Raw genomic sequence first — 21,373 nt, 5'->3', positions numbered from 1 at the left:
ACCAGAGCACGCTCCGGCCAGCGGCCGGCACTACCGGGTGCGGGGTTCACCTGTCACGCACGGTGCTCTGGGATGATGTGGGCATGGTTCGGCCCGACCTTCCCACGGATCCGTCTTCGCCGTTGCGCCGCCGGCTGCTGCGCGCGGCGGTGCTGGCGCCGTTGGCCGCTACGCTCGCCACCCTGCCCGGCTGCTCCATGCCGGTGCAGGTTGATGGCACCTTCCTGCAGCCGTGGCGCAGCCACCTGCAGTGGGGCCTGGCCGACTGGCAACGTTCGTTGAAGCTTGCACATGCGCTGGGCTGCCGACAGCTGGTGCTGCAATGGACCGGCATCGTCGGCGGCAGCGATGGCGACTGGTCACTGCCCGACGGCAGCCTGCAACAGCTGTTCACCGCCGCCAGCGAGAACAACCTTCGCATCCGCGTCGGACTGCCCCTCCAGCAACGCTGGTGGCAGGCGATCGGGGCCGACGATGCCACGCTGCAGGCGTTCCTGGCCGACAGCCTCGCGCATGCACGCAGCTGGTTGGCACAGGCTCCCTGGGCGCAGCAGCCGGCCTTCGGGGGCTGGTACCTGCCCTACGAACTGGAGCAGTACCACTGGGCCGATCCGGCCCGCCAGCAATGGCTGGCGCAGTGGCTGCACGGGCTGGCAGACGCCGCCCGCGCGCGCGGCGGTGACTGTGCGATCTCCTGTTACTTCAGCCGCCTGCACACCGATGGCAACCTGGTCACGCTGTGGCAGGCGGTGCTGGCACAGGCCACGCTGCGGCCGATGGTGCAGGATGGCGTGGGGGTGGCCGGTGCCGGCAACGTGCAGCAGCTGCAACCGCTGCTCGATCATTTCCATGCACACGGCATCGGTTTCGATGCGATCGTTGAACTGTTCCGCGAACTGCCCGGCGGCGCCGCTGATGGCAGCGCGTTCAAGGGCGAAACCGCCGATGCCGCGCGCATCCAGCGGCAGCTGGGGTGGGCACACGACAGTGGTGCGCAGCACGTGCTGGTCTATGCACTGGAGCCGTGGCTGACCCAGGACACGCCGCAGGCCGCGGCACTGCGACGACGCTGGGGCCTGCCTCAGTAGTAGAGGATGGCGGTGGCGAACAGGCCCTTGGCGCGCTGCGTATCACCGCCGCCGATGGCGAAGCGGTACTGCACTGTCAGGTCCAGGTAGGAACGCGGGGTGTTGTAGTGGTCCTCGCGGAACCAGTAGCGCACGCCCACGCCCGGCCCTGCGCCCAGTGACCAGCTGCGCTGCGTATCGTTGAGCGCGAACGACTGCGCCGGGAACAGCGGGTAACGGATGTCGCGCACCCGCGAGCGCTGGTCGAGCCAGTCCGCCCCCACCACCACGTACGGCGTGACCACCCAGTGGGTCTGCCCGGCACCAAAGCGGAAGCTGCGGCCGGCGCGCAGTTCACCGGCAGCGAACCACTGTTCGCGATGCAGGCGCCCGTTGGCATCGCCGATCCGCCGCACCGGCGTGCCATTGGCATCGAGTGCATCGAGGGTGAAGTGCGCGCTGTTGTCATCCCAGGTATAGCCGCCCTGCGCGTAGCCGCTGACCATCCACCACTGGTTGACGTCGGTGCGCAGGTCGGTACCGTGGTAATAGCCGTAGGTCAGGTAGGACATCCAGCCACCGGAACCGCTGGCCAGGCGGTAGCGGGCCAGCGTGCTGGCTTCCAGTGGCGGGTTCAGGGCCAACTGCAGGCTGCACTGCACGGCCGCCGAGGCGGGATAGACATCACCCGTGCGGGTGGCGCTGCCGAGGAACTGGCGACGCTCGATGCCGGCGCTCAGGCCGGTCTGGCCAAAGGCATAGCGCATGCCGAACGAGGCGATGGTCGACGGCCAGCCGGTCGTGGAACGCGAATGGCTGAGACGTTCGGCGCGTGCGCGTGCATCCGGAGTCGATTCGCCGGTGCACGGATCCACCGCGCGGATCGATTCGTAGGTGCCGCCCTGGTCGTACAGGGTGTTGAGCAGGCGCGCGTAGAGCTCCAGCGTGCCGTGCTGGTCGTTGAAAGCCGGGGGACGCCAGAACGCCTCCAACGTGCTGAACACCGAATCGCCCGGCGTACTGATCGCCGCACCGCCGACATTGGTCGCCGCCTGGCGCGCGCCACGGAAGCCGGCCGAGGCGATCACGCCCCACTCGCGCGAATAGTTGGCGATGGCATTGCGCACGTTGTAGCGCTGATGCGCATCCAGCGGCAGCTCACCGGCGTCGGCGCGATCAATGGCACTGCGCAGCAGTGACACCGCCTGCGGATGATCGCCGTTGGCCGCACTCGCGTAAGCCTGGTCGAGCACCACGCTCTTCGGTGCCTTGCCGGTGGCCTCGGCGGCACGGAAGTCGGACAGTGCGCGCGCCGGTTCGTGGGCTTTCTGGTTGAGATAGCCGCGTTGCATCAGCGCCCCCGCGTCATCAGGACGCAGTGCCAGTGCCGCATCCAGGCGCTGCCGCGCTTGGTCCTGCTGGCTGCGGTTGCCTGCCGCCAGCGTCGTAGTCAGCAGGCCTTGCAGGTTCGCGTCGTCCGGTGCGAGTTGCACGGCCTGCCGCGCCTCACCGATGGCCTCGGCGTAGTCCTGCCGCGCATAGGCCGCATAGGCGCGCTGTGCGGCGCCACCGTCGCCCTGCAGGTCGGCCGGCATCAGCTCGCAGACGTTGCCGGTGTCACCCGACTGGCAGTGCTGGAACGGTGCTGGATAGGCCTGTGCACTCATGTGCGGACGCTCGCGACTGGAACCGATTGCCTTGGCGCGCTGCTCGATACCCTGCCGCAGCAGCTGCTGTGACCGTGCGTCGATCTCTCCAGCCGGCGCTGCTGCCTGCAGCGGCGCCATCAGTACAGCGGCGCGTGCACGATCCCCGGCGGCCAGGGCCCCATCCACCGCCAGCAGGCGCACATAGCGCTGTTGCGTAGTTGACCCCGGCATGGCGAGCGCGGCGTCGAAGTCCTCATTGGCGAGCACGCTATTGCCCTGCCGCTGGCGCAGATAGCCGCGCATCACCCGGGCATTGAGATCCTGGCCGTCAGCCTGCAACGCCTGGTCGGCACTGCGCTCGGCGTCGGCCAGCTGCCCCTGCTGCAGCTGCGCGGTAATCAGCAGCAACCGGTACGAGGCCACCTCCGGTGCCAGCTCGACAGCGGCACGTGCCTGCGCAACGGCCGCGGCATCGTCCTGCGTGGACAGCGACCGATACGCCTGTTGGGCCTGCAGCAGCGCGCGCTGGCGATCCAGCGCCACGCGCCGGGCCTGCAGCGCCTCGGCGTTCGGCGCGCCGAGCTGCAGTGCGGTGGCAATGGCGGCGTCGGCCTGTTCGGGCTGCTGCTGTGCCTCCAGCGCAGCCACCCACAGCAACGCCCAGGCACCTTGCGTCGGCTGCTGCCGGAAGGCCTGCTCGGCCTTGCTGGCCGCCTCTGCCATGCGCCCGGCGTCATAGGCGGCATACGCCTCGGTGGCCAACGCGTAGGCCTGCTGCCTGCTGCGGTCTACGGCACTGCTGACCGGACGCGATGGCGATGCAGCGCGCGCACCGGTACGGTCCGTGGAGGTGCTGCGTGCAGCGGCGGCCGCCGCCAGCGCCGGCAAGGCCGGGTCGTTCAACCCCGCATCCAGTGCGCGACGCGCCTGCTGCTGTGCCTCTGCACCCCGCCCCAGTTTCTGCAACGCATAGATCTGCAGCAGGCGCAGCCGCACCACGTCCGGGCGCAGCCGGATGGCCTCGGTGGACTGCTGGTAGGCCGCCCGGTAGTCGCCGCGCTCATAGGCGGCAAACGCCTGCTCGGCGATGCGGTAGGCCGCACCGGACAGCGGCAGTGCCGCGTCAGCCTGTGCCAGCACCGGCGCGGCGGCCGTGGCCAGTGCCACGGCAATGACAGTGGACAGCAGCGTGGTCTTCATGCCGGCAAGGCTCCGGGAGGCGGCGACTGCAGCGCGGCCGCACGCCGGCGCTGCTCCTGCATGGCCTGGGCCACGGCGTCTTCGGTGGTGATCCCCTGCTTGACCAGGTAATCGCCGATGCGGCCATCGCGCTGCGGCTTGTACGCGTCCAGTGCGATCTCGAAGCGCGCGTGGTCGATCAGGCGCATCTCCACCAGCAGGTCGCCCAGCAAGGGGACGTTATCCAGCTGCCAGTGCCGGTCGCCGCCGATCAGGCGCAGACCGGCGTTGATTTCGCTTTCGCGGGCGATGCTCTGTTCGATGTGCTCGCTGCGGGTTTCCTGCTTCAGCAGCGCCAGCGCGTCTTCGGGCAATGGACTGGCCACGGCCAGCCGCAGTGTTCCCTGCTGGCGCGGCGGCAACGGCAGCATGCGCCACTGCACGCAGGCATCGGCACTGACCGGGAACTGGCAGGCGCGCAGGTAGTCCACATCGATCACTGCGCGCTGCAGGTCACCCTGGAAGGCGATCGCCTCGGCCAGCGTTTCATCATCCAGCCAGCCCTGGGTGAGCAAGATGCGGCCCAGCGGCTGCTGCCGACCGGCATGCTGCTGGTCCAGCGCCTGCTGCAGCCGCTCGGGCTCCACTGCCTGCCAGGTGGTCAACAGTTCGCCCAGCTGCTTGCGGGTCTGCACCAGCTGTCCCGCATCCGGGAAGTCGTGCATGGTCTTGTCCCAGACCATGCGCTTGCCGAACAGCAGGTAGGCAAGGAACACCTTCCACGCCCGGGCGGTGGCCATGAAATTGATCATGTTGCCGACCACCATGCGCGGGATCGACATCAGTGCATGTTCCCAGCCGTACAGCCGGTTGACGAAGTAGAAGCGCTGCACGACGCGGGTCGCCAGCGCCGCGGTGGTCAGCAGCGCGACATTCATCTGCCAGGTACCGGCCTGGAACACGCTGGGGAACTGCATCGTCCACACCCCGGTCATCTTCAGCAGCCAGAACAGCAGCAGCTGCAGGAAGATGATGTAGGCGATGATGCTGACGAACGAGGTGATGATGCCCTTGCGGTCGCGCGCCAGCAGGTACTTGGTGGCCAGCGAGCCGCGCCAGCCCAGCGACTCCCAGCTCTGCAGGCCGATGCCGAGCACCCAGCGCGCCTTCTGCCGGTACGAGGCGCGGAAGTTGTCGGGGAAGTACTCGCGCACGCACAGCGCCATCCGCTGGGTGCGCTCGCGCACCGGCCCCCAGCCGAACCACGACGGTCGACGCACGCGGAACTGCACCGGGAAGCGGGCGAAGATCGACTGCATGCCCATCGCTGCCAGCCGCGCACCGACGTCGTAATCCTCGGTGAGGCTGTCGGTGTTGAAGGGCTGGTTGTCGGTCTGCGCACTCAACGCCAACAACGCCCGCCGCGAGAAGCAGGTACCGACGCCAGCCGACGGCACCATGCCGGATACGCTCTCGCGCACCACCAGATCCTTGGCGTGCCATTCGGCGAACTCGTCCATGTAGACACCGGCCACCAGCTCGTACCACTCGCGGTCCAGCGAGGTGACCGGCAACTGGATCATGTCCTTGCGCGGCAGCAGGTAGTTATAGAAACGCAGTTCCATCGGGTGCAGCACGTCCTCGCTGTCGTGCAGGATCACGCCAGCGAACTCAATGTCGTGGCGCTTCTCATAATCGAAGATCGCCAGGATCAGCCAGTTCAGGCAGTCGGCCTTGCTGGTCGGCCCGTCGTGCGGCACCTCCACGCGGCGCAGGCGTTTGTAGCGGCGACGCATGCGTTCGACTTCGTCGATGGTCTGCTGGTCGTTGGGATAGGTGCCGACGAACACGACGTACTCGCGGTAGTCGAGCACGTTGATCATGTTCTCCACCATCTGCGCGATGACGTCGTACTCCATCCATGCCGGCACCATGATCGCCAGCGGCTGTTCCGGCCGCTGCAGCAGGTCTTCCTGGGTCAGCGGCCGGTACGCATCGCGGCGCTTGATGGTGAGCGCGCGCCAGCTCTCGCGCACCCAGTACCAGACATCGATGAACAGGTCATCGAGGCTGGAGATCAGGATCAGCACGGCCACCGCCGCCGCCGTGGTTTCCAGGGCGGCGTAGTAGTTGGCCAGCTGGATGTTCCAGAACAGACCGTCCACGGCGGATCAATGCCCTGCGTTGGCGGACTTGCGGCGGCGCACCTGGGTGACGCGGGCGGCGAGCAGTGCGAACACGATCACACCGACCAGCAGCAGCAACCAGACCATGTGCCGTTCCCACTTCGATTGCGGGTTGCCGTCCTGCGCGATCCGCGTGCCATAGGGATCCTGGCGGTCGAATTCGCGCACGGCATCACTGCCGTCAAGCACGGCAAGATCGCCGCGCAGCAGCCGGAACGGCGCGCCGAACGACGGTGTCTGCGCACCGAGGTCGCTGTAGAGAACACCCAGCTGGCCGCCGGACGACCCCACCTGCACCACCGCGGCGCGATCCAGCCCGCTGACATCCAGCAGCGGCTGCGACGTGCCACCGATCAGCAGGTGGCCGTCCTTCAGGCCGGCCACATCGACACCGGCCGGTGCCACGCCGAAGGCCAGCCACGGTGCGCCCGGGCTGACCGCGGCACCGGCGTCGACCACCTTCAGTTCCGACGCTTCCGGCGAGGCGCCCACTGCACTGGCCACCGCGATGACCTTGCCCAGCGAGGCCGGCGCATCCTGCAACCAGGCGCCGGGCACGAATACCTGGTTGCCGCGTGACAGCTGGCTGCTGGCACCGACGAAATCACTGCCCAGCGAACGCTTGGCCAGGGTCAGGTGGCTGCTGGGCAGGATCGATACCGGATAGCCGGTCGCCGGATCGTGGCAGTAGGGGCGTGCCGGCTGGCGCAGGAAGCTGACGCGGATCTCGTTGCGCGCCGACAGCGCGTAGGCCGGCACCTTGGCCACCAGCCGTTGCGGCTGGCCGTTGGCCGACAGCACCTTGCCGCCCAGCAGATAGTCGTTGAAGTAGATCGTCGCCACCGCGCCCTGCCCGGCCGCGTTGGGGGCCGCCGAGACGTCGATCACCACTTCCTCGGGCAGGCGCCCGTCGGCCGACAGCGCACCGAGATCGAAGCTGGCGCTGCGGTCGGCGCGGGTCACCACATCCATGGTACCGGCGATGTTGCCGAGCCGGCTCAGCAGTACCTGGTCACCGTCCAGTCTGGGCGTGCCTGCTGCGCTGACCTGCAGGCTGCGGCCCAGCGCATAGCTGCGCCACTGTTCGGCGAACAGCCCGGCGACCTTGCCCGCCGCTGCCGGGTCGACCACCAGCGTCGGACGCCCGGCCACGGCCACCACGCTGACCGATGCGTTGGCAGCGGGCTTTTCCAGGCCGCCCATGTCGGTACCGCGCCACGCGGCGAATGCCGTGCCCGCATCAGCGCCCACCGCGCCAACCTGTACGGCCAGCGCATCCAGCGCCGCACGCACGCCGGCGCGCAATGCATCGCTGCCGATCATCACATCGGCGGCCAGCGGCCCGCTGTCGCGCAACGACAGCAGCGCCCCCACTTCGGCCAGGTCCTTGATCGCGTGCGCACGCTCGCCCGTAGCCAGCGCGGCATAGGCCGGCACGCCCTGCAGGCTGGCCGGGATGCTGATGCCGGCCAGGTCGACGCTGTCACCGACCTTGGGCAGCGCCACCACCTGCACCTGCTTGCCGCCGGCCTGCAACGCGGTACCGATGCGCCAGGCCGCGTCGTAGGCGGGCGCCTGCAGCGCCTTGCCATCCACCAGCAGGCGCACCTGCGGTGGCAAGGCGCCCCAGGCCTTGGCCACGGTGTCCACGGAGCGGCCGTCGAAGCGGTAGCTGAAGCGCGAGTCCGGCGACAGCCGCAGCACGTTGGCCGGTGCACTCTGGTCGGCACACTGGTAGTCGGACACGATCGACCACCAGCCGACACCGACCCGCACGAAGCCGTTCTGGCGGGGTTCGCCATCGATGGCCAGCAGCTGGCTGGCATCGCCCTGGGCATCGGTGATCGAACGCGCGGCGATCGGATCGCCATCGACCGACCACAACCCCGAGGTGCGTCCGGCGTGGCCGCGCACGTAACGCCCATCGAGCTGTAGCTGCGCATCGCGGGTGGCAACGCCGGCCGGCACCGGCAGGTAGACCTCGCGCTGGCTCTCCTGCCCGCTCAACACCAGCGGCTGGCGGAAGCCGAGTTCGCGCAGGGTCATCTGCCGGTTCACCGTGCTGTCGCCGCTCCATTCGGCGAACTGGCCGGCGACGCTGTCGGCGGCATGGGCACTGCCGACCACGCCCGACAGGACGAACGCGGCGGCGGAAACAAACAGGGGAGAGCGGCCGATCTGGGTCATGGCGTCACTTCATGCGGATGGGGGTGGGCGGCACCGCCACTGCGGAGACCGGGCGAGAATTCGGGAAGGGGCGTGCCGCGCAGGGCGGCGACGATGCGGGCGCTGGCGCGGCCATCCCCATAGGGGCTGGCATCAGGGTCGAAGCGGGTCGGCCGCGGCGGCTGGGCCAGTGCCGCGTTGACCCCCTCGACGATGCGTGAGGGCGTGGTGCCGACCAGCGTCACCACGCCGGCCTCGACCGCCTCCGGGCGTTCGGTGACGTCGCGCATCACCAGCACCGGTTTGGCCAGCGCCGGCGCTTCTTCCTGCACGCCACCGGAGTCGGTGAGGATGACGTCGGCGCGCTGCATCAGGCGCACGAAGCGCAGGTAATCCTGCGGCGGCACCAGGTGCACGTTGTCCAGGTTGCCGAGGTGGGCGTTGACCGGGCCCTGCACGTTCGGGTTGAGGTGCACCGGGTACAGCACCTGCAGGTCCGGCCGCCGGGCCAGTTCGGCCAGCGCACGGCAGATGTCCTCGAAGCCCTGGCCGAAGCTCTCACGGCGATGGCCGGTGACCAGCAACAGGCGGCGCCCGGGGTCGAGCATGTGGAAGGGTTCGTCAGCCTGGGCACGCAGTGCCGGATCAGCATCCAGGCGCTGCACGGTCTGCTGCAGGGCATCGATGACCGTGTTGCCGGTGACCAGGATCTGTCCACCCAGGTGCTCGCGGGCCAGGTTGGCACGCGAGCTGGCGGTGGGCGCATACAGCTGATGGCCAACCACATCGATCACCCGCCGGTTCATCTCCTCCGGCCACGGCCGGTTGATGTCGCCGGTGCGCAGGCCGGCCTCGACATGGCCGATCGGGATGCGGTGGTGGAACGCGGCCAGCGCGGCGGTCATCGCCGTGGTGGTATCTCCGTGCACCAGCACACGGTCGGGGCGGACCTGCGTGTAGAGTGCGTCAAGCCGCTCGAACAGCCTGGAACACAGGCCATTGAGGGTCTGGTTGGGCACCATGACATCGAGGTCATGGTCGGCCGTGATCTCGAACAGCGACATCACCTGGTCGAGCATCGCCCGGTGCTGGCCGGTGATGCAGACCACCGATTCGATGTCCGCGGCCTGTGCCAGGGCCCGTACCAACGGCCCCATCTTGATCGCTTCCGGTCGGGTGCCAAACACCGACAGGACCTTCACCGGGACGCTCCCGAAGGCCGGCGCGGGGGGAGACAGACAGCAGTGGCCACGTCTGGATCCTTTCGGCGTTGCCGTCCAATACCCGCAGGCAGGAGACGGTCACCTCATGAGGAAACTCCAAAATCGCGACGTACATCACACTCAGTTGACGGTACGTGCGTCGTGGCATTGATCTTCATCGTTGGAAGATCAAGACGCAGTCAACGCCGCCCGTGGAACGGGCGACGTTGCGGTGGAACGCAGCAGGGGCAGCCGCCTGGGGCGGCCTTACTCGTACTGGATGGTGAACGTGGCCTGGCCGTTCGCGACACCCGCGCCGACCGTGCCGGCCTGGGTCTGCACATAGCGCGCGCGCAGCGGCAGCGCCATGACGCTGGTCCCCGGCGCGGTGGTGCCGACGTTGATGGTCTGGCCGAAGCGCACTTCACGCTCGGTGGTGCCATCGCGCTGGACCATCTGGATGCCGATGCGGGTGGCACTGTTGCTGGCTGCGCTGAGCTTCAGCACGCCCGGCATGTTCGAGCTGTCCTGGTCGGCATCGAGGCGGATGCCGATCTTGCTCTGGTAGGCGGCGACGTTGCTGCCCTGGCAGTTCAGCCGGATCTCGAAATCGCGATTGACCGCGCGCGAACCGACACCGGTGAAGGTGGTGTTCGGCACGCTGCCGAAGTCGACGGCGATGTTGCGGCTGCCGGCCTGCACTTCGCAGGTCGGGCTGACCACGGTGGTACCCGAGCCCTTGAAGGTCGAGGTCAGCACCGGACGACTGGCACCATCACCGTCGAAGTAGTAGGTGGTGAAGCGGCCGTTCGGCGCGATCACGCCCGAGCCGGTCTGCGCAGCGGTCTTGATCAGCTGGATGCGGAAGGTGCCGCCGATCAGCGAGATGGTGGCATTGCCGGCAAAGTTGATGGAGTGCGGATAGTAGGTCTGGATGGCGCCGGAATCGCGGAACAGGCGGATGCCCACGCCCGGGACGTCGGTTTCATACACATTGGAGAAACCGGCGACCGGCCGCCGCTGCGCTGCGTTGACGTACTCACCGATGGAACGGCCACCGGACCAGTCGCAGCGCGCAACGCTGTTCTGCTGGGTGATCGATTCGCTGATCTCCTTGATCACGCCACCGACCGGCGTGCTGGGCAGGATCACGATCTGGCCCATGTCCATGGTCACGTCCTGCGCGGTGAACCAGCTGGACTGGATGCGGCACGATGCGCTGGCCTGCTGCGCCAGCAGCACGCCGCCCAGCAGTGCAAGGGCCGTCAATGCCTTGCGGCCACGGGAAGAAATCATCGGCATGCTGCCTCCAGCGGGATGAAGCCGGTCTTGGACGCATCGGCGCCCGCCGGAACCTGGTAATCGATGGTGCAGCGCTGGTCGGCACCGGCGCCCCACTCCACCAGCAGGCGACCCTGGTTCTTTTCACTGCGCACGTACAGGCGGCCACCCTGGCTGACCATGCCGACCGGCTGGCCCTGCTCATCCTTGACCTGCGCACCGAACGGCATGCTACGGCCATCGGGGTTGCGCACCTGGATCAGCAGCGCGTTGCCCTTGCGGGTGTCGAAGCGCAGGTAGCTGATGGCACCGGCGAAGGGCGCGATCGACTGGCTGGTGCTTTCCAGCTCGACGTCGTGGGCCATGCCCTGCGGGTCGAGGGTGACGGTGTTGAGCCGGTACGGCGACACATACGGGACCACCGCGTAGCCGCGGCCATCGACACGCAGGCCCGGGGCGTTGCTGACGATCGCATCGCGCGCGCCCGGTGCTTCGACCAGCACCATGGTGTCGCCACGCTGCGGGGTGAAGGTGAAGCCGCCCGGATGCACGACCACGCTGCCGTTGGCGCCGACCGAGGCCTGGCGGAAATCACGCGAGTGGCTGTAGGTGGCGTTCAACGCTGTGTAGCGGCTACGGTATTCGGCATTGCCGATCGCGGTGGTGCCACCCTCGCGGGAATCGGACAGGGCTGCGCCGTAGCTGAAGTTGTTGTCGACGCCGGCCGAACCGGTGATGCCGACGCGGCTATTGTCGTAGCCACCGCGGTCGCGCACGCCGAGATCGGCACTGAACGACACCGGGTGGGTGCCACGGCCCAGCGGCACGCTCATCGACAGCAGGTACTGGGTATCGGAACGACCGAGCACGCCTTCTTCGGTACGCAGTGCCGAGAAGCCGTAGTTCACCGAACGCCAGGCGTTGTTGTAGCCCACCTGGTACTGCTTGGAGGTGCCGGAACGGTCGTAGAAGTCACGCACCGAACCGGTCACGTACAGCGCACCGCCACGACGGCCCAGCGGCTGGTTCAGGGTCACCTGGAACTGGCTGCGCTGGCGACCACGGGTGGTCGGGTCGATGCCGCGCTTGTCCGAGTCACGGCCATACAGCGCGTCCTGCAGGCTGTAGAAGCCTTCAGTCGAGTAGCGGTAGGCGGCCAGGGTCAGGTTGGTGCCGGTCTCGCCGATCATGTTGCTGTAGCTCAGCCGCACACTGGCGCCGGTGTGGCTGCCGTAGTGGTCGAACGAGGTACGTGCATGGGTGACGTCGGCAGCGAAGGCACCGACGCGCGTGGACAGGCCGACGCCGTACAGCAGCGACAGGTAGCCATCGCTCAGCGCGCTGCCGCCGTACAGGGTCAGCTGGTTGCCGATGCCACGCTGGTAGGTGCCCTGCACCAGCCAGGGTTCGTCGGCCAGCAGCTTGTTGCGCACCTGGCCGGCGGTCAGCGAGTAACGCGACACGCCTTCGCGCAGCATCTGCGGCACCGAACCGAACGGCACCTTGAACTCACGACGGCGGCCATCGGCCTCGATCACGCTCACTTCCAGGTCGCCGCCGTAGCCGGTCGGGTACAGATCGTCGATGACGAAGCTGCCCGGCGAGACGGTGGAGGAGTAGATCAGCTGCTGGTTCTGGCGCACTTCGATGCGCGCGTTGGTTTCGGCGATGCCGCGCACGACCGGCGCGTAACCGCGCAGCGAATCGGGCAGCATGCGGTCGTCGCTGGCCAGGCTGGCACCGCGGTAACCGATCGAGTCGAACAGTTCGCCCGTGGTGTAGGCCTCACCGATGGTGAGCATGCCGCGCACCTGCGGGATGCCGCGCTGCGCGTAGGTGGCGATGCTCTGCCAATGGCGGCCGTCGCCCTCGGACCAGGTCAGGTTGGAATCGTGGCGGAACTGCCAGCCGCCCAGGTTCAGGCCGGCATTGAGGCCGAGATAGGCGCTACGGTTGCGCTGGCCACCTTCGACACGGCTGTTGCTGTCGATGGCATTGAAGCTGTAACCAACGAAGCCGGCATTGATGCCACGGTCCCACAGCGCCGGGTTGACGTAGCCGCGTGCCTCACGGCGCAGGAACACCTGCGGGATGCTGAGGTCGTAGCGCAGGTTGCCACTGTCGTAGACACCATAGGCATTGGCCATGCGCTGCTGCACCGGCACGCAGCTGGTCTTGTCGGTCGGCAGCGTCGGGTCCTGCTGCAGCAGCACGGCCTCGCTGTCCACGCCCATTTCTTCCAGCATCGGCAGCGGCAGGCAGGCGTCGACACGGCCCTGTGCATCGGCCTTGAACTGCAGGTCACGACGGCCCTGCCAGGCACCGTTGACGTAGACATCGACGCGGTAGTTGCCGGCCACCATCGGGTTGCCGTTGCTGAAGGCCGCCAGGTCGACCTGCTTGGCCTGGCCCGACAGGAAGCTGGAATTGAACTGGGCCGATTCCGGTGCACGCGCATTGGCCGCACCACTCTGCGCCATCAGCGCCTGTTCGCCGAGATTGGCCGGAGCAGCCAGCGCCCATCCTGGGCAGGCTGCACCAACAACCAGCAGGCAAAGCGCCTGATGGATCGACAATGTCAATCTGTTTCCGATCACACTGACATTCCTTCAATTCGCCGCACGGCGGCGGTGGCGGGATGCGCAGGCCCATGGCCCGCGCGGCGCGTTCAGCCCCCGGTGCTGCCGAGGCGGACGGTGTGCTCGACCCGGCCGCCGTAGTCGTTGATGGTGATGAAGCGCACCTGGTTGGTGCCCGCCGGTGCGGCGAACTCCAGGCTCTGCTTCGGCGCGACCATCGCGCCCTTGTCCTCGACGGCCTTTTCACTGCTGCCGGTCACGGCATGCACTTCGGCCAGAGTGACGTGGAAGGGGCTCGGGTTTTCCACCCGCAGGCGGTCGCCAGTGCGGGTCCAGCGCAGCGCTGCCGGTGCATCGTTGGCGACGCCCTTCAGACCCTGCGGCCGGTAGAAAAGCTTCAGGCGCGAGCGGAACGCAACCTGCAGGTAATTCTGTTCACCGTTGTCGGCGTTGTCCGGCGACGGCGGCACGTCCAGCACGTTGAGCCAGAACACCGTCTCGCGATCGGTCGGCAGCTGTGCGCCGGAGAAGATCAGGCGCAGCGCCTGGCTGCGGCCCGGCTCGACGCGCGCGATGGGCGGCGTCAGCACGAACGGAGCATCGCTGGTATCGGCGGTCTGGTTGGCGTCGCCACTGTCGATCCAGGCCTGGACCAGTGCGGGCGAATCGCCCACGTTGTCGACCTGCACGGTGACTTCGCGCGCCTGTGCCGGGTAGATCACCCGCGTGCCATTGACCACCACGCCGGCCAGTGCGTTCTGGCAGAAGGGCAGCGTGAACGCTGCCAGCAGCAGCGCCCGGGGAAAGAGTGCTTTCATCGGAAGTACTACGCTCGAGGGGTGTGGCCAGGGGCCGCGGAGCACTGGCCGGCGCGTACGCCGGCCAATGCGGGTACGACTACGATCAGTTGTAGATGATCGTGTACTTGACGCTGCTGGTGACGTCGCCCGGGGTGGCGGCGGCAGTGGCGTAGTACTCAGCGTAGTAGTTCAGGTCGGCCGAGCCGTCGGTGCCGACGGTGACCCACTGCGAGTTGGTCTGGGCCAGACCAGCGCCAGCAGCCTTGATCGGCAGGAACTGGTTGTTCGAGCCCAGCAGCTGCAGCTGCACGTTGTTGGCAGCGTTGGCCGAAGCCTGGTTGACCAGACGGCCGCTGTTGAAGTCGACGGTCGAACCCGGCTCGAAGTAGGTGGCGACGTTGCCGGCGCTGCACTTGGTCAGGTTGATGGCGAACGGGGTACGGCCCGCAACGGCACCGGCGGTGGCCAGGGTGTTCTTGGACACGGTCGGCAGGTTGACGGCGAAGTCCTTGCCGCCCGGGGTCGAGATGGTGCAGGTCTTGTCGGTCACCTTGCCATTGAAGGTGATGGTGCCGTCGGCGGCGTTGGCGGCCAGCGGAGCGGCGGCCAGCATCACAGCGGCGATGAGATTGATCTTGTGCATTCGCTTTTACCTAACCCTACTGAAGAGATGAGAAGTAGAGGAGGAAGCAAGGAGCACTGCCGGGCTAACAAGACCCATCCTTGCGTCTCACCTGTGGCCGGACTCGGACATACCTTCCCCTGAATCCGTGACGCAAGTATAGGCACAACTGTGATGAAAGTCTCATTATTTTTCTGAACGACAATTTATTGACGGCCAAAATGTGACGTGTTAGGCGAAATCGCAGCCTCGGGGGCTCGGGGGATTTGACGGGGATCGGGGCGGGCCACAAACGACTGCAGATGTCGCATTGCGCGACGCGTTAGGCACGCGCGGAAACAGGCCTTTTTCAGGGGAAAATCGGCTTCTTTGATGCGCATCACTCTTTCTTGGTGATGGCCCTAGCAGATTCGGAATCGTCCTATTAAAGGTTGATCAATCCTGTCGCTAACTAGGACACACCGAACCAGAGAACGTGTCATGAGGAACTCCATTCTGCTGTGCGTGGCCCTGATGTCCGTCAGTGCGCTGGCCCAGGCCAGCAGCGGCAGCATCCGTTTCAGCGGCCGCATCGCCGAGCCGGGCTGCACGACGAACCTGTCCCAGGGTGAGCTGAGCCTGGCGGCCTGCCCGCCGTCGGCCAAGGGCTCGACGGTGGCCGTGACGGCACTGGCCGATGGCCAGGCCGCGACGCTGCGCGATGGCAAGCGCCAGGGCCAGAAGCTGTCGGTGTCGGCCAGCGCGATGCGCGCCGGCGATATCGCCTTCTCCGAGCGTTACAGCGTGCAGGCTTCGAAGCAGCAGCCGCTGCAGGGTGCCTACCTGGTGGTGGTCGACTACCTGTAAGCCCTGCAGGCCGGTCTTACTCCGGCTGCGGCAACTCGAAGACCTGGCGCAGGTAGGCCAGGTAACCCGGGTCGTCGCACATGCTCTTGCCCGGCGAATCGCTGAGCTTGGCCACCGGCTGGCCGTTGCAGCGGACCATCTTGATGACGATGTTGAGCGGCGTCGGGCCCAGATCATTGGTCAGGTGGGTGCCGACGCCGAATGCGACCTGGCAGCGGCCACGGAAGTAGTCGTACAGGCGCATCACCTTGGCGATGTCGAGCCCATCGCTGAACACCAGCACCTTGCTGCGCGGATCGACCCGGCGCTGCTGGAAATGCGCCAGCATGCGGTCTCCCCAGTCGAACGGATCGCCGGAGTCGTGGCGCACGCCGTCGAACAGCTTGCAGAAATACATATCGAAGTCGCGCAGGAACGCGTCCAGACCGACCACATCGGACAGCGCGATGCCGAGGTCGCCGCGGTACTCGCGCGCCCACGACTCCAGTGCCGCCACCTGCGAATCGCGCAGGCGCGGGCCGAGCGCCTGGAACGCCTGCAGGTACTCGTGGGCCATGGTGCCGTGCGGGGTCATGCCGTACAGGCGCGCGAAGTGCACGTTGCTGGTGCCGACCAGCTGCGGGCCGAGCGCATCGCGCAGCAGCGGCAGCAGCCGCGCATGCCAGTCACGCGAGTAGCGGCGACGGCTGCCATAGTCGGCGATGCGGCATTGCTCGAAGCCGGGGGTATCGCGCAGCAGCGCGGCCTTGGCCTGCAGCCGGCGCTCGCCTTCGGCGAAGTCGGCCGTGGTGGTGTTGCGGAACCAGACTTCGTTGATGATCGCCAGCAGCGGCACTTCGAACAGGATGGTGTGCAGCCACGGGCCGGTGATGTCCAGCTCGATCTCGCCGGGCACGGTCTTCGACGCGCGCAGCTGGATGTACTTGCGGTCGAGATGGAACAGGCCGAGGAAATCGGCGAAGTCCGGCTTCACGAAGCGCAGGCCACGCATGTAGTCCAGCTCCGCGTCGCTGAAACGCAGGGTGCACAGGTGGTCGATTTCTTCGTCGATCTGGTCGATGTAGCTTGCCAGGTCGATACCGGGCGTACGGCACTTGAACCGGTACTGCACCTGGGCGCCGGGGTGCTGGTGGAGCACCGCCTGCATCATGGTGAACTTGTACAGGTCGGTGTCGAGCAGGGACTGGATGATAGGCATGGGGCGGATTATGCGCCCGGCAGGGTGAACCGGGGTGGCTGCGGCCACGCTCGGCTCTCCGCGGAACAGCATGGGTAGATCCACGCCATGCGTGGATGCGCTTTCGGCGCTACAGCGACCTGCGCAGCAGGCGCGGCACCAGCATCAGCGCATGGGCCCAGATCGCGGCCCACACCGCAGCCCGCACCGGCAGCGAACGCTGCCCGGCCTCGAATTTCTGGAAGTAGCGCCACAGGCCCCGGTGCTTGTGCCATTCCACGAAGAACGGCCGCGAGCGACTGGAGACACCGCGCACGTGGGTGACCTGCAGGTCGTTGGCGATCGCCACCACCGCACCGGCCTCGCGTGCACGCCGGCACAGGTCAAGGTCCTCGGCATGCAGGCGATAGCCCGCGTCCCAGCCACCCATGCGGTCGAACAGCGCGCGCGGCATCATCAGCAGTGCGCCGGACAGCGCAGGAACGCGCTGCAGCGCCTGGTGCGGCTCGCGCGGAACCGCCAGCTTCGAGCCCTTCCCGGGCGAACGCAGCATCATCAGGAAATCCGGATCGCGGCGGCGAACCGCCTCGTCGGCATGGCCATGCTCGTCCACCTGCTCGACGCCCAGCAGGCAGTCGCCCAGCGCTTCGGCGCGGGAGCGCAGTTCGGCCAGGGTGTCCGGCTCGACCATCAGGTCCGGGTTGATGAAGGCCAGCCACGGGCTGTGCGAGTCGGCCACGCCCTGGTTGTTGGCGGCGGCGAAACCGGGATTGTCCGGGTTGCCGACGAAGCGCACGCGTGGATCGTGGCTGGCGTGGCGCTGCACGATGTCCAGGGTGCCATCCAGCGAACCATTGTCGATCACCCGGATCTCGGCCACGTCCTGCGCCTGGCGCAGGCGCGAGAGGCAGGCGTCGATGGTGCTGCCACTCTGGTAGGTGACGACGATGGCGGCAATGGCAACATTCAAACGGGTGGCTCCGGCGCGGGTGGGACGAACAGGTCGCCCTGTTCCCGCGGCATTATCGCCTGCCGCATGCGCTGCTGCAGGTCAGCGCGCAGCCCGTGCAGTGGATCGTGCATCAGGAAGTCGGCCAGCCGCGGCACCCAGGCAGGCCAGCGGGCCGCGAGGGCCTCCAGATCACCATCGCGGCTGACCGCCTCCCCTGCCCGGCCGACGAAGGCGGTCTCGCACAACACGTTGCGCCACCCCAGGCCGGCCATGCGCAGGCTGAGGTCGACCAGCGCGGCGTTCCAGCCCGCGTAGCTGTCCACGTCCAGGCCACCGGCACGACGGCGCGCGTTGCCACGCACCAGCACCGCGTGGGTGACCGCCGATGGCAGCTCCGGGTGCAGCGTCGGCAACGTGGCGCAGGTATGCGCCAGCAGGGCCGGATCATGGGGTTCGGGATTGATCTCGCCCAGCCGTGGCCACGCGGCGGTCTCGCCGGCATTGCACCAGGGGGTTGCGGTGGCAATGGCGGCATCGCGGGCGAAGGCATCCTGCAACTGCTGCAACCAGCCAGGCGACGGCACGCTGTCCGGCGCCAGCACGGCCACGTCCAGGCCATCGCAGGCGCGCAGCATCTCGTCCAGATGGGCAACTTCGCCCAGTGGCCGCGCACGCCGGGTGTACTCGGCCTGCAGCGGTGTATGCGCCAACCAGTGCTCGACCACGGCCTGCGCACGCGGCCCGGTCTGCGCATCGTCGGCCAACCAGACCGAGGTACCCGGTGCCGTGCCGGCATCGAGTGCGGCCAGGCAGCGGTCGAGCGCGGCATCGTCCACGCACAGCGGCAACAACACGATCGCCCCCATCCCGCCTCCGTGGTTGTCGGTGGCCACAGCGTAGCACCGGGAGGGTATCGGCCGGGTTGCACCCGGCACCTGCTTCAGGCCAAGGCAACAGCAACAGCCGAAGCAAAGGCGGGCTTCTTGGAGTTGGCGGAGTGGGTCCGGTTGCGGGGGACGCCGTAAATACGTCCCTGTAGGCTCGGTCGCGCCATCCATGGCGCTCACGCCCCCGCAACCGGACCCACCCCGCCTGCGACAGATCTCCGCGATCTGCAGTAGATCCACGCCATGCGTGGATGAATCTCCATCGGAATCGAATATTTCGAACTGGAATCGAAAAGCATCCACGCATGACGTGGATCTACCGTGTCGACCAAGGTCGACACCTACCAACAGCCGCGGGAATCTGTCAGAGGCGGGGCGGTGTGGGTTGGCAGGACCGTTGGCGCCATGGATGGCGCCATCGAGCCCCCATGGAGGGGTTTACGGCGTGTCCTGACAATCCACACCGCCCCGCCCTCCCTCAGTACCCGCTGTTGCTGTTGCTGTTGCTGTTGCTGTTGCTGTCGCTCCAGCTCCGGCCTCGGCGGGTACCGGGCGCCGCCCGGCCGTAAACCCCTTACTTCTTCGCGCGCGGCTGGTTCAGCGGCTCCATTGCACGGAAACGCTTGCTGTACTCGTCGGTCAGGTTGCGCGATTCCTGGCTGTTGCGGACGATGGTCGGGGTCAGCAGCACGATCACTTCCGAACGACGACTGGTGCGGGTCTTCTGCCCGAACAACGCACCGACCACCGGGATCCTGCTCAGCCCCGGGATGCCGCTGCTGCCGTCGGTGGCCGAATCGGTGATCAGGCCTGCCAGCATGATGGTGTCGCCGCTCTGCACCGCCGCTTCGGTGGACAGCTTCTTGGTCGAGATGCGCGGGTTGCAGTTGCGCTCGGTCGGGTTGCAGGCCTCCGGCACGTCCGAAGCACTGCTGACTTCCTGCACGATGTCCAGGAACACGGTTCCATCGCGGGTCACCCGCGGGCGCACCTTGAGGATCACGCCGGTGTCGATGTACTGCACCGAGCTGTAGGTGCTGGTGCCCACGCCGGTGTTCACCGTGGTGGTGTTGATCGGCACCTTGTCGCCGACGTTGAGCGTGGCTTCGGCGTTGTTGCGCACGAACACCGATGGCGTCTGCAGCAGGCGCAGATCGGTCACCTTGTCCAGTGCGCTGACCACGGCGGCGGCGTTGTGGCCGGTGAATGCCCAGCCCACACCATCATTGCCGGTCACGCCGCCCGCGAAGGTACTCCAGGCACCCGCAGCGGCCGGCGGCAGGGTCAGGCCGCTGAGCGCACCGGTCAGTGTGCGACCGGCCACGGCATTGTCGAAGAACCAGTTCACGCCGTACTTCAGGTCACCGGTCAGCGCGACTTCGGCCACCTGTGCCTCGATATGCACCTGCAGCGGCATCACGTCCAGCTTCTCGATCACCTCGCGGATCGAGCGCCAGGCCTGCGGGGTCGAGCGCACCAGCAGGGTGTTGGTTTCCTCAACTGCAGACACGCCGACGCGGTCGCCTTCCACTTCCAGGCTGACACTGACGTTGCCGGGCTGGCGCTGCGGCAGGTTCAGGCTGCCATTGCTGCTGCCACTGCCACTGCTCCCGCCCAGCGTCGAGCCCAGGTTGCTGCTGCTGTTGTCCATGCCACGATCGCCGTCACTGCCCAGCTGCGACGGGATGGCGCCCGGCGCCAGCGAGGCCGGGCCGGAGCCGCCGCGGTTGCCACTGCTGGCGAAGGCTTCGCTGAGGCGTTCGGCCAGGTCGCGTGCCTTGATGTAGCGCAGCTCGTAGGAGAACAGGCGGGCGCTGCCGCCTGCGGTGTCGATGCGATCCAGCCACTGCTGGATCTGGTCCAGGTAGCGCACCTGCGGCGTGATCACCAACACGGCGTTGGCATTCTCCAGCGGCAGGAAACGGAACATGCCGGCGCTGGGCGTCTTGCTTTCTTCGCCGAACACCTTTTCCAGGTCGGCCGCGACCTGCTCGGCCTTGCCCGACTGGATCGGGAACACACCCACCGACATGCCCGACAACCAGTCGACGTCGAAGATCTCGACGGTGCGCAGGTAGTTTTCCAGTTCGGCGCGGGTACCACCGAGGGTGATCACGTTGCGGCCGCTGTCCACGTTGACGATGGCGTTGGGACGCGCGTACGGCTCCAGCACCTTCTTCATCTCGGTGGCGGAGATGAACTGCAGCGGGACCACGCGGACTTCAAAGCCGCGTGCGCTGGCCGCTGGCGCGGTGCTCGGCGCGACGGTGCCGGCCAGCGCCTGGTCGGCGGCGACGATGTTGTAGCGCCCACCGCTGTAGACCATGCGCGCGTTGTTCCAGCCCAGCACCATCTCCAGCAGGTTCAGCGCCTGCGCCGGCGAGACCGGCTTGGGCGTGGCCAGGGTGACCGTGCCCTGCACGCCCGGTGCAATCACGTAGTTCTGGCCAAGCATGTCGCCGAGGATGGCCTTGACCACCGCGTGCAGCGATTCGCCTTCGAAGTTGAAGGTCGCCTCGCCGGTGCTGGCGCCGTGCAGTGCCGGCGCCGGCGCGCGTGCGGCCTCGCGGTTGATCATGGTGCCGGTGCCGCGGCGGATCACCGCCTGCGGTGCACCCTGGCTTTCGCGGGCGGCATCGGCGGCGACGTCGGCTGCCTGGCCGGCATCGGCGCTGGGCGACAGGTTGCCGTTGCGCTGCACGTGCGGCGCGGACACCGTACTGCAGCCGACCAGCAGCGCGAGGGCAAAGGACCAGGGAAGAAAACGCAGGTTCATGCAT

The 21,373-nt window shown here is 67.5% G+C and carries 14 protein-coding genes; 2 read left to right on the top strand and 12 right to left on the bottom strand.

Annotation, left to right across the window (positions count from 1 at the left end):
• The first annotated feature begins 83 nt into the window (after positions 1 to 83).
• Positions 84 to 1,088: a DUF4434 domain-containing protein gene (locus EGM71_RS03005; protein WP_188487734.1), complete on the top strand. Its 1,005-nt coding sequence runs from the start codon at positions 84 to 86 to the stop codon at positions 1,086 to 1,088.
• On the opposite strand, the gene EGM71_RS03000 is transcribed toward EGM71_RS03005, so the two are convergent.
• From EGM71_RS03000 to EGM71_RS02965, 8 genes are all read right to left on the bottom strand, one after another.
• A complete protein-coding gene (locus tag EGM71_RS03000; protein WP_188487732.1) occupies positions 1,082 to 3,916 on the bottom strand; it encodes an NfrA family protein in 2,835 nt (944 codons plus the stop codon). The genes EGM71_RS03005 and EGM71_RS03000 overlap by 7 nt on opposite strands.
• On the bottom strand, positions 3,913 to 6,060 hold the full coding sequence (locus EGM71_RS02995; RefSeq protein WP_188487730.1) for a glycosyl transferase family protein: 2,148 nt from the start codon (positions 6,058 to 6,060) through the stop codon (positions 3,913 to 3,915). Before EGM71_RS02995 ends, EGM71_RS03000 begins: the two co-directional genes overlap by 4 nt.
• Positions 6,061 to 6,066: 6 nt before the next feature.
• Entirely contained in the window at positions 6,067 to 8,268 is a 2,202-nt protein-coding gene (locus EGM71_RS02990) for a hypothetical protein (RefSeq protein WP_188487727.1), read from the bottom strand.
• Entirely contained in the window at positions 8,265 to 9,449 is a 1,185-nt protein-coding gene (wecB, locus tag EGM71_RS02985) for a non-hydrolyzing UDP-N-acetylglucosamine 2-epimerase (RefSeq protein ID WP_188487726.1), read from the bottom strand. The genes EGM71_RS02990 and wecB overlap by 4 nt, the downstream gene beginning before the upstream one ends.
• 267 nt (positions 9,450 to 9,716) lie before the next feature.
• A complete protein-coding gene (locus EGM71_RS02980) occupies positions 9,717 to 10,751 on the bottom strand; it encodes a fimbrial protein (RefSeq protein ID WP_087921499.1) in 1,035 nt (344 codons plus the stop codon).
• Positions 10,742 to 13,306 (bottom strand): fimbria/pilus outer membrane usher protein, encoded by a 2,565-nt coding sequence (locus EGM71_RS02975; RefSeq protein WP_188489729.1) that lies wholly within the window; start codon positions 13,304 to 13,306, stop codon positions 10,742 to 10,744. The genes EGM71_RS02980 and EGM71_RS02975 overlap by 10 nt, the downstream gene beginning before the upstream one ends.
• Positions 13,307 to 13,398: 92 nt before the next feature.
• Positions 13,399 to 14,127: a fimbrial biogenesis chaperone gene (locus EGM71_RS02970; RefSeq protein ID WP_188487724.1), complete on the bottom strand. Its 729-nt coding sequence runs from the start codon at positions 14,125 to 14,127 to the stop codon at positions 13,399 to 13,401.
• Positions 14,128 to 14,212: 85 nt separating this feature from the next.
• Complete coding sequence (locus EGM71_RS02965) at positions 14,213 to 14,752, bottom strand: fimbrial protein (protein ID WP_188487722.1); 540 nt, start codon at positions 14,750 to 14,752, stop codon at positions 14,213 to 14,215.
• A gap of 459 nt (positions 14,753 to 15,211) precedes the next feature.
• Between EGM71_RS02965 and EGM71_RS02960 the strand changes: the two genes are divergently transcribed.
• Positions 15,212 to 15,577 carry a hypothetical protein gene (locus EGM71_RS02960; protein ID WP_014645902.1) on the top strand — a complete coding sequence of 122 codons (366 nt, stop codon included), beginning with the start codon at positions 15,212 to 15,214 and terminating at the stop codon, positions 15,575 to 15,577.
• Between the two features lie 16 nt (positions 15,578 to 15,593).
• Here EGM71_RS02960 and pncB read toward each other — a convergent pair whose 3' ends face one another.
• The 4 genes from pncB to gspD form a co-directional block, all read right to left on the bottom strand.
• Complete coding sequence (pncB, locus tag EGM71_RS02955; protein ID WP_188487720.1) at positions 15,594 to 16,775, bottom strand: nicotinate phosphoribosyltransferase; 1,182 nt, start codon at positions 16,773 to 16,775, stop codon at positions 15,594 to 15,596.
• A 109-nt stretch (positions 16,776 to 16,884) separates the two neighbouring features.
• Complete coding sequence (locus tag EGM71_RS02950) at positions 16,885 to 17,724, bottom strand: glycosyltransferase family 2 protein (protein ID WP_188487718.1); 840 nt, start codon at positions 17,722 to 17,724, stop codon at positions 16,885 to 16,887.
• Positions 17,721 to 18,572 carry a glycosyltransferase family 2 protein gene (locus tag EGM71_RS02945; RefSeq protein WP_188487716.1) on the bottom strand — a complete coding sequence of 284 codons (852 nt, stop codon included), beginning with the start codon at positions 18,570 to 18,572 and terminating at the stop codon, positions 17,721 to 17,723. Before EGM71_RS02945 ends, EGM71_RS02950 begins: the two co-directional genes overlap by 4 nt.
• Positions 18,573 to 19,167: 595 nt before the next feature.
• Positions 19,168 to 21,369, bottom strand: coding sequence for a type II secretion system secretin GspD (gspD, locus tag EGM71_RS02940; RefSeq protein ID WP_188487714.1), 2,202 nt, complete (start codon positions 21,367 to 21,369; stop codon positions 19,168 to 19,170).
• Positions 21,370 to 21,373: the final 4 nt, after the last annotated feature.

The organism is Stenotrophomonas maltophilia (genome assembly GCF_006970445.1).
Classification (GTDB): Bacteria; Pseudomonadota; Gammaproteobacteria; order Xanthomonadales; family Xanthomonadaceae; genus Stenotrophomonas; species Stenotrophomonas maltophilia_AU.
The sequence above is the reverse complement of the archived record's forward strand: the minus strand, read 5'-3'. Positions and strand labels throughout refer to the sequence as shown.

Bases quoted from the DNA above. Each gene is read 5' to 3' on its own strand.
- EGM71_RS03005 (WP_188487734.1), top strand. From the start codon at position 84: ATGGTTCGGCCCGACCTTCCCACGGATCCGTCTTCGCCGTTGCGCCGC.
- EGM71_RS03000 (WP_188487732.1), bottom strand. From the start codon at position 3,916: ATGAAGACCACGCTGCTGTCCACTGTCATTGCCGTGGCACTGGCCACG.
- EGM71_RS02990 (WP_188487727.1), bottom strand. From the start codon at position 8,268: ATGACCCAGATCGGCCGCTCTCCCCTGTTTGTTTCCGCCGCCGCGTTC.
- EGM71_RS02980 (WP_087921499.1), bottom strand. From the start codon at position 10,751: ATGCCGATGATTTCTTCCCGTGGCCGCAAGGCATTGACGGCCCTTGCA.
- EGM71_RS02970 (WP_188487724.1), bottom strand. From the start codon at position 14,127: ATGAAAGCACTCTTTCCCCGGGCGCTGCTGCTGGCAGCGTTCACGCTG.
- EGM71_RS02965 (WP_188487722.1), bottom strand. From the start codon at position 14,752: ATGCACAAGATCAATCTCATCGCCGCTGTGATGCTGGCCGCCGCTCCG.
- EGM71_RS02960 (WP_014645902.1), top strand. From the start codon at position 15,212: ATGAGGAACTCCATTCTGCTGTGCGTGGCCCTGATGTCCGTCAGTGCG.
- pncB (WP_188487720.1), bottom strand. From the start codon at position 16,775: ATGCCTATCATCCAGTCCCTGCTCGACACCGACCTGTACAAGTTCACC.
- EGM71_RS02945 (WP_188487716.1), bottom strand. From the start codon at position 18,572: ATGGGGGCGATCGTGTTGTTGCCGCTGTGCGTGGACGATGCCGCGCTC.
- gspD (WP_188487714.1), bottom strand. From the start codon at position 21,369: ATGAACCTGCGTTTTCTTCCCTGGTCCTTTGCCCTCGCGCTGCTGGTC.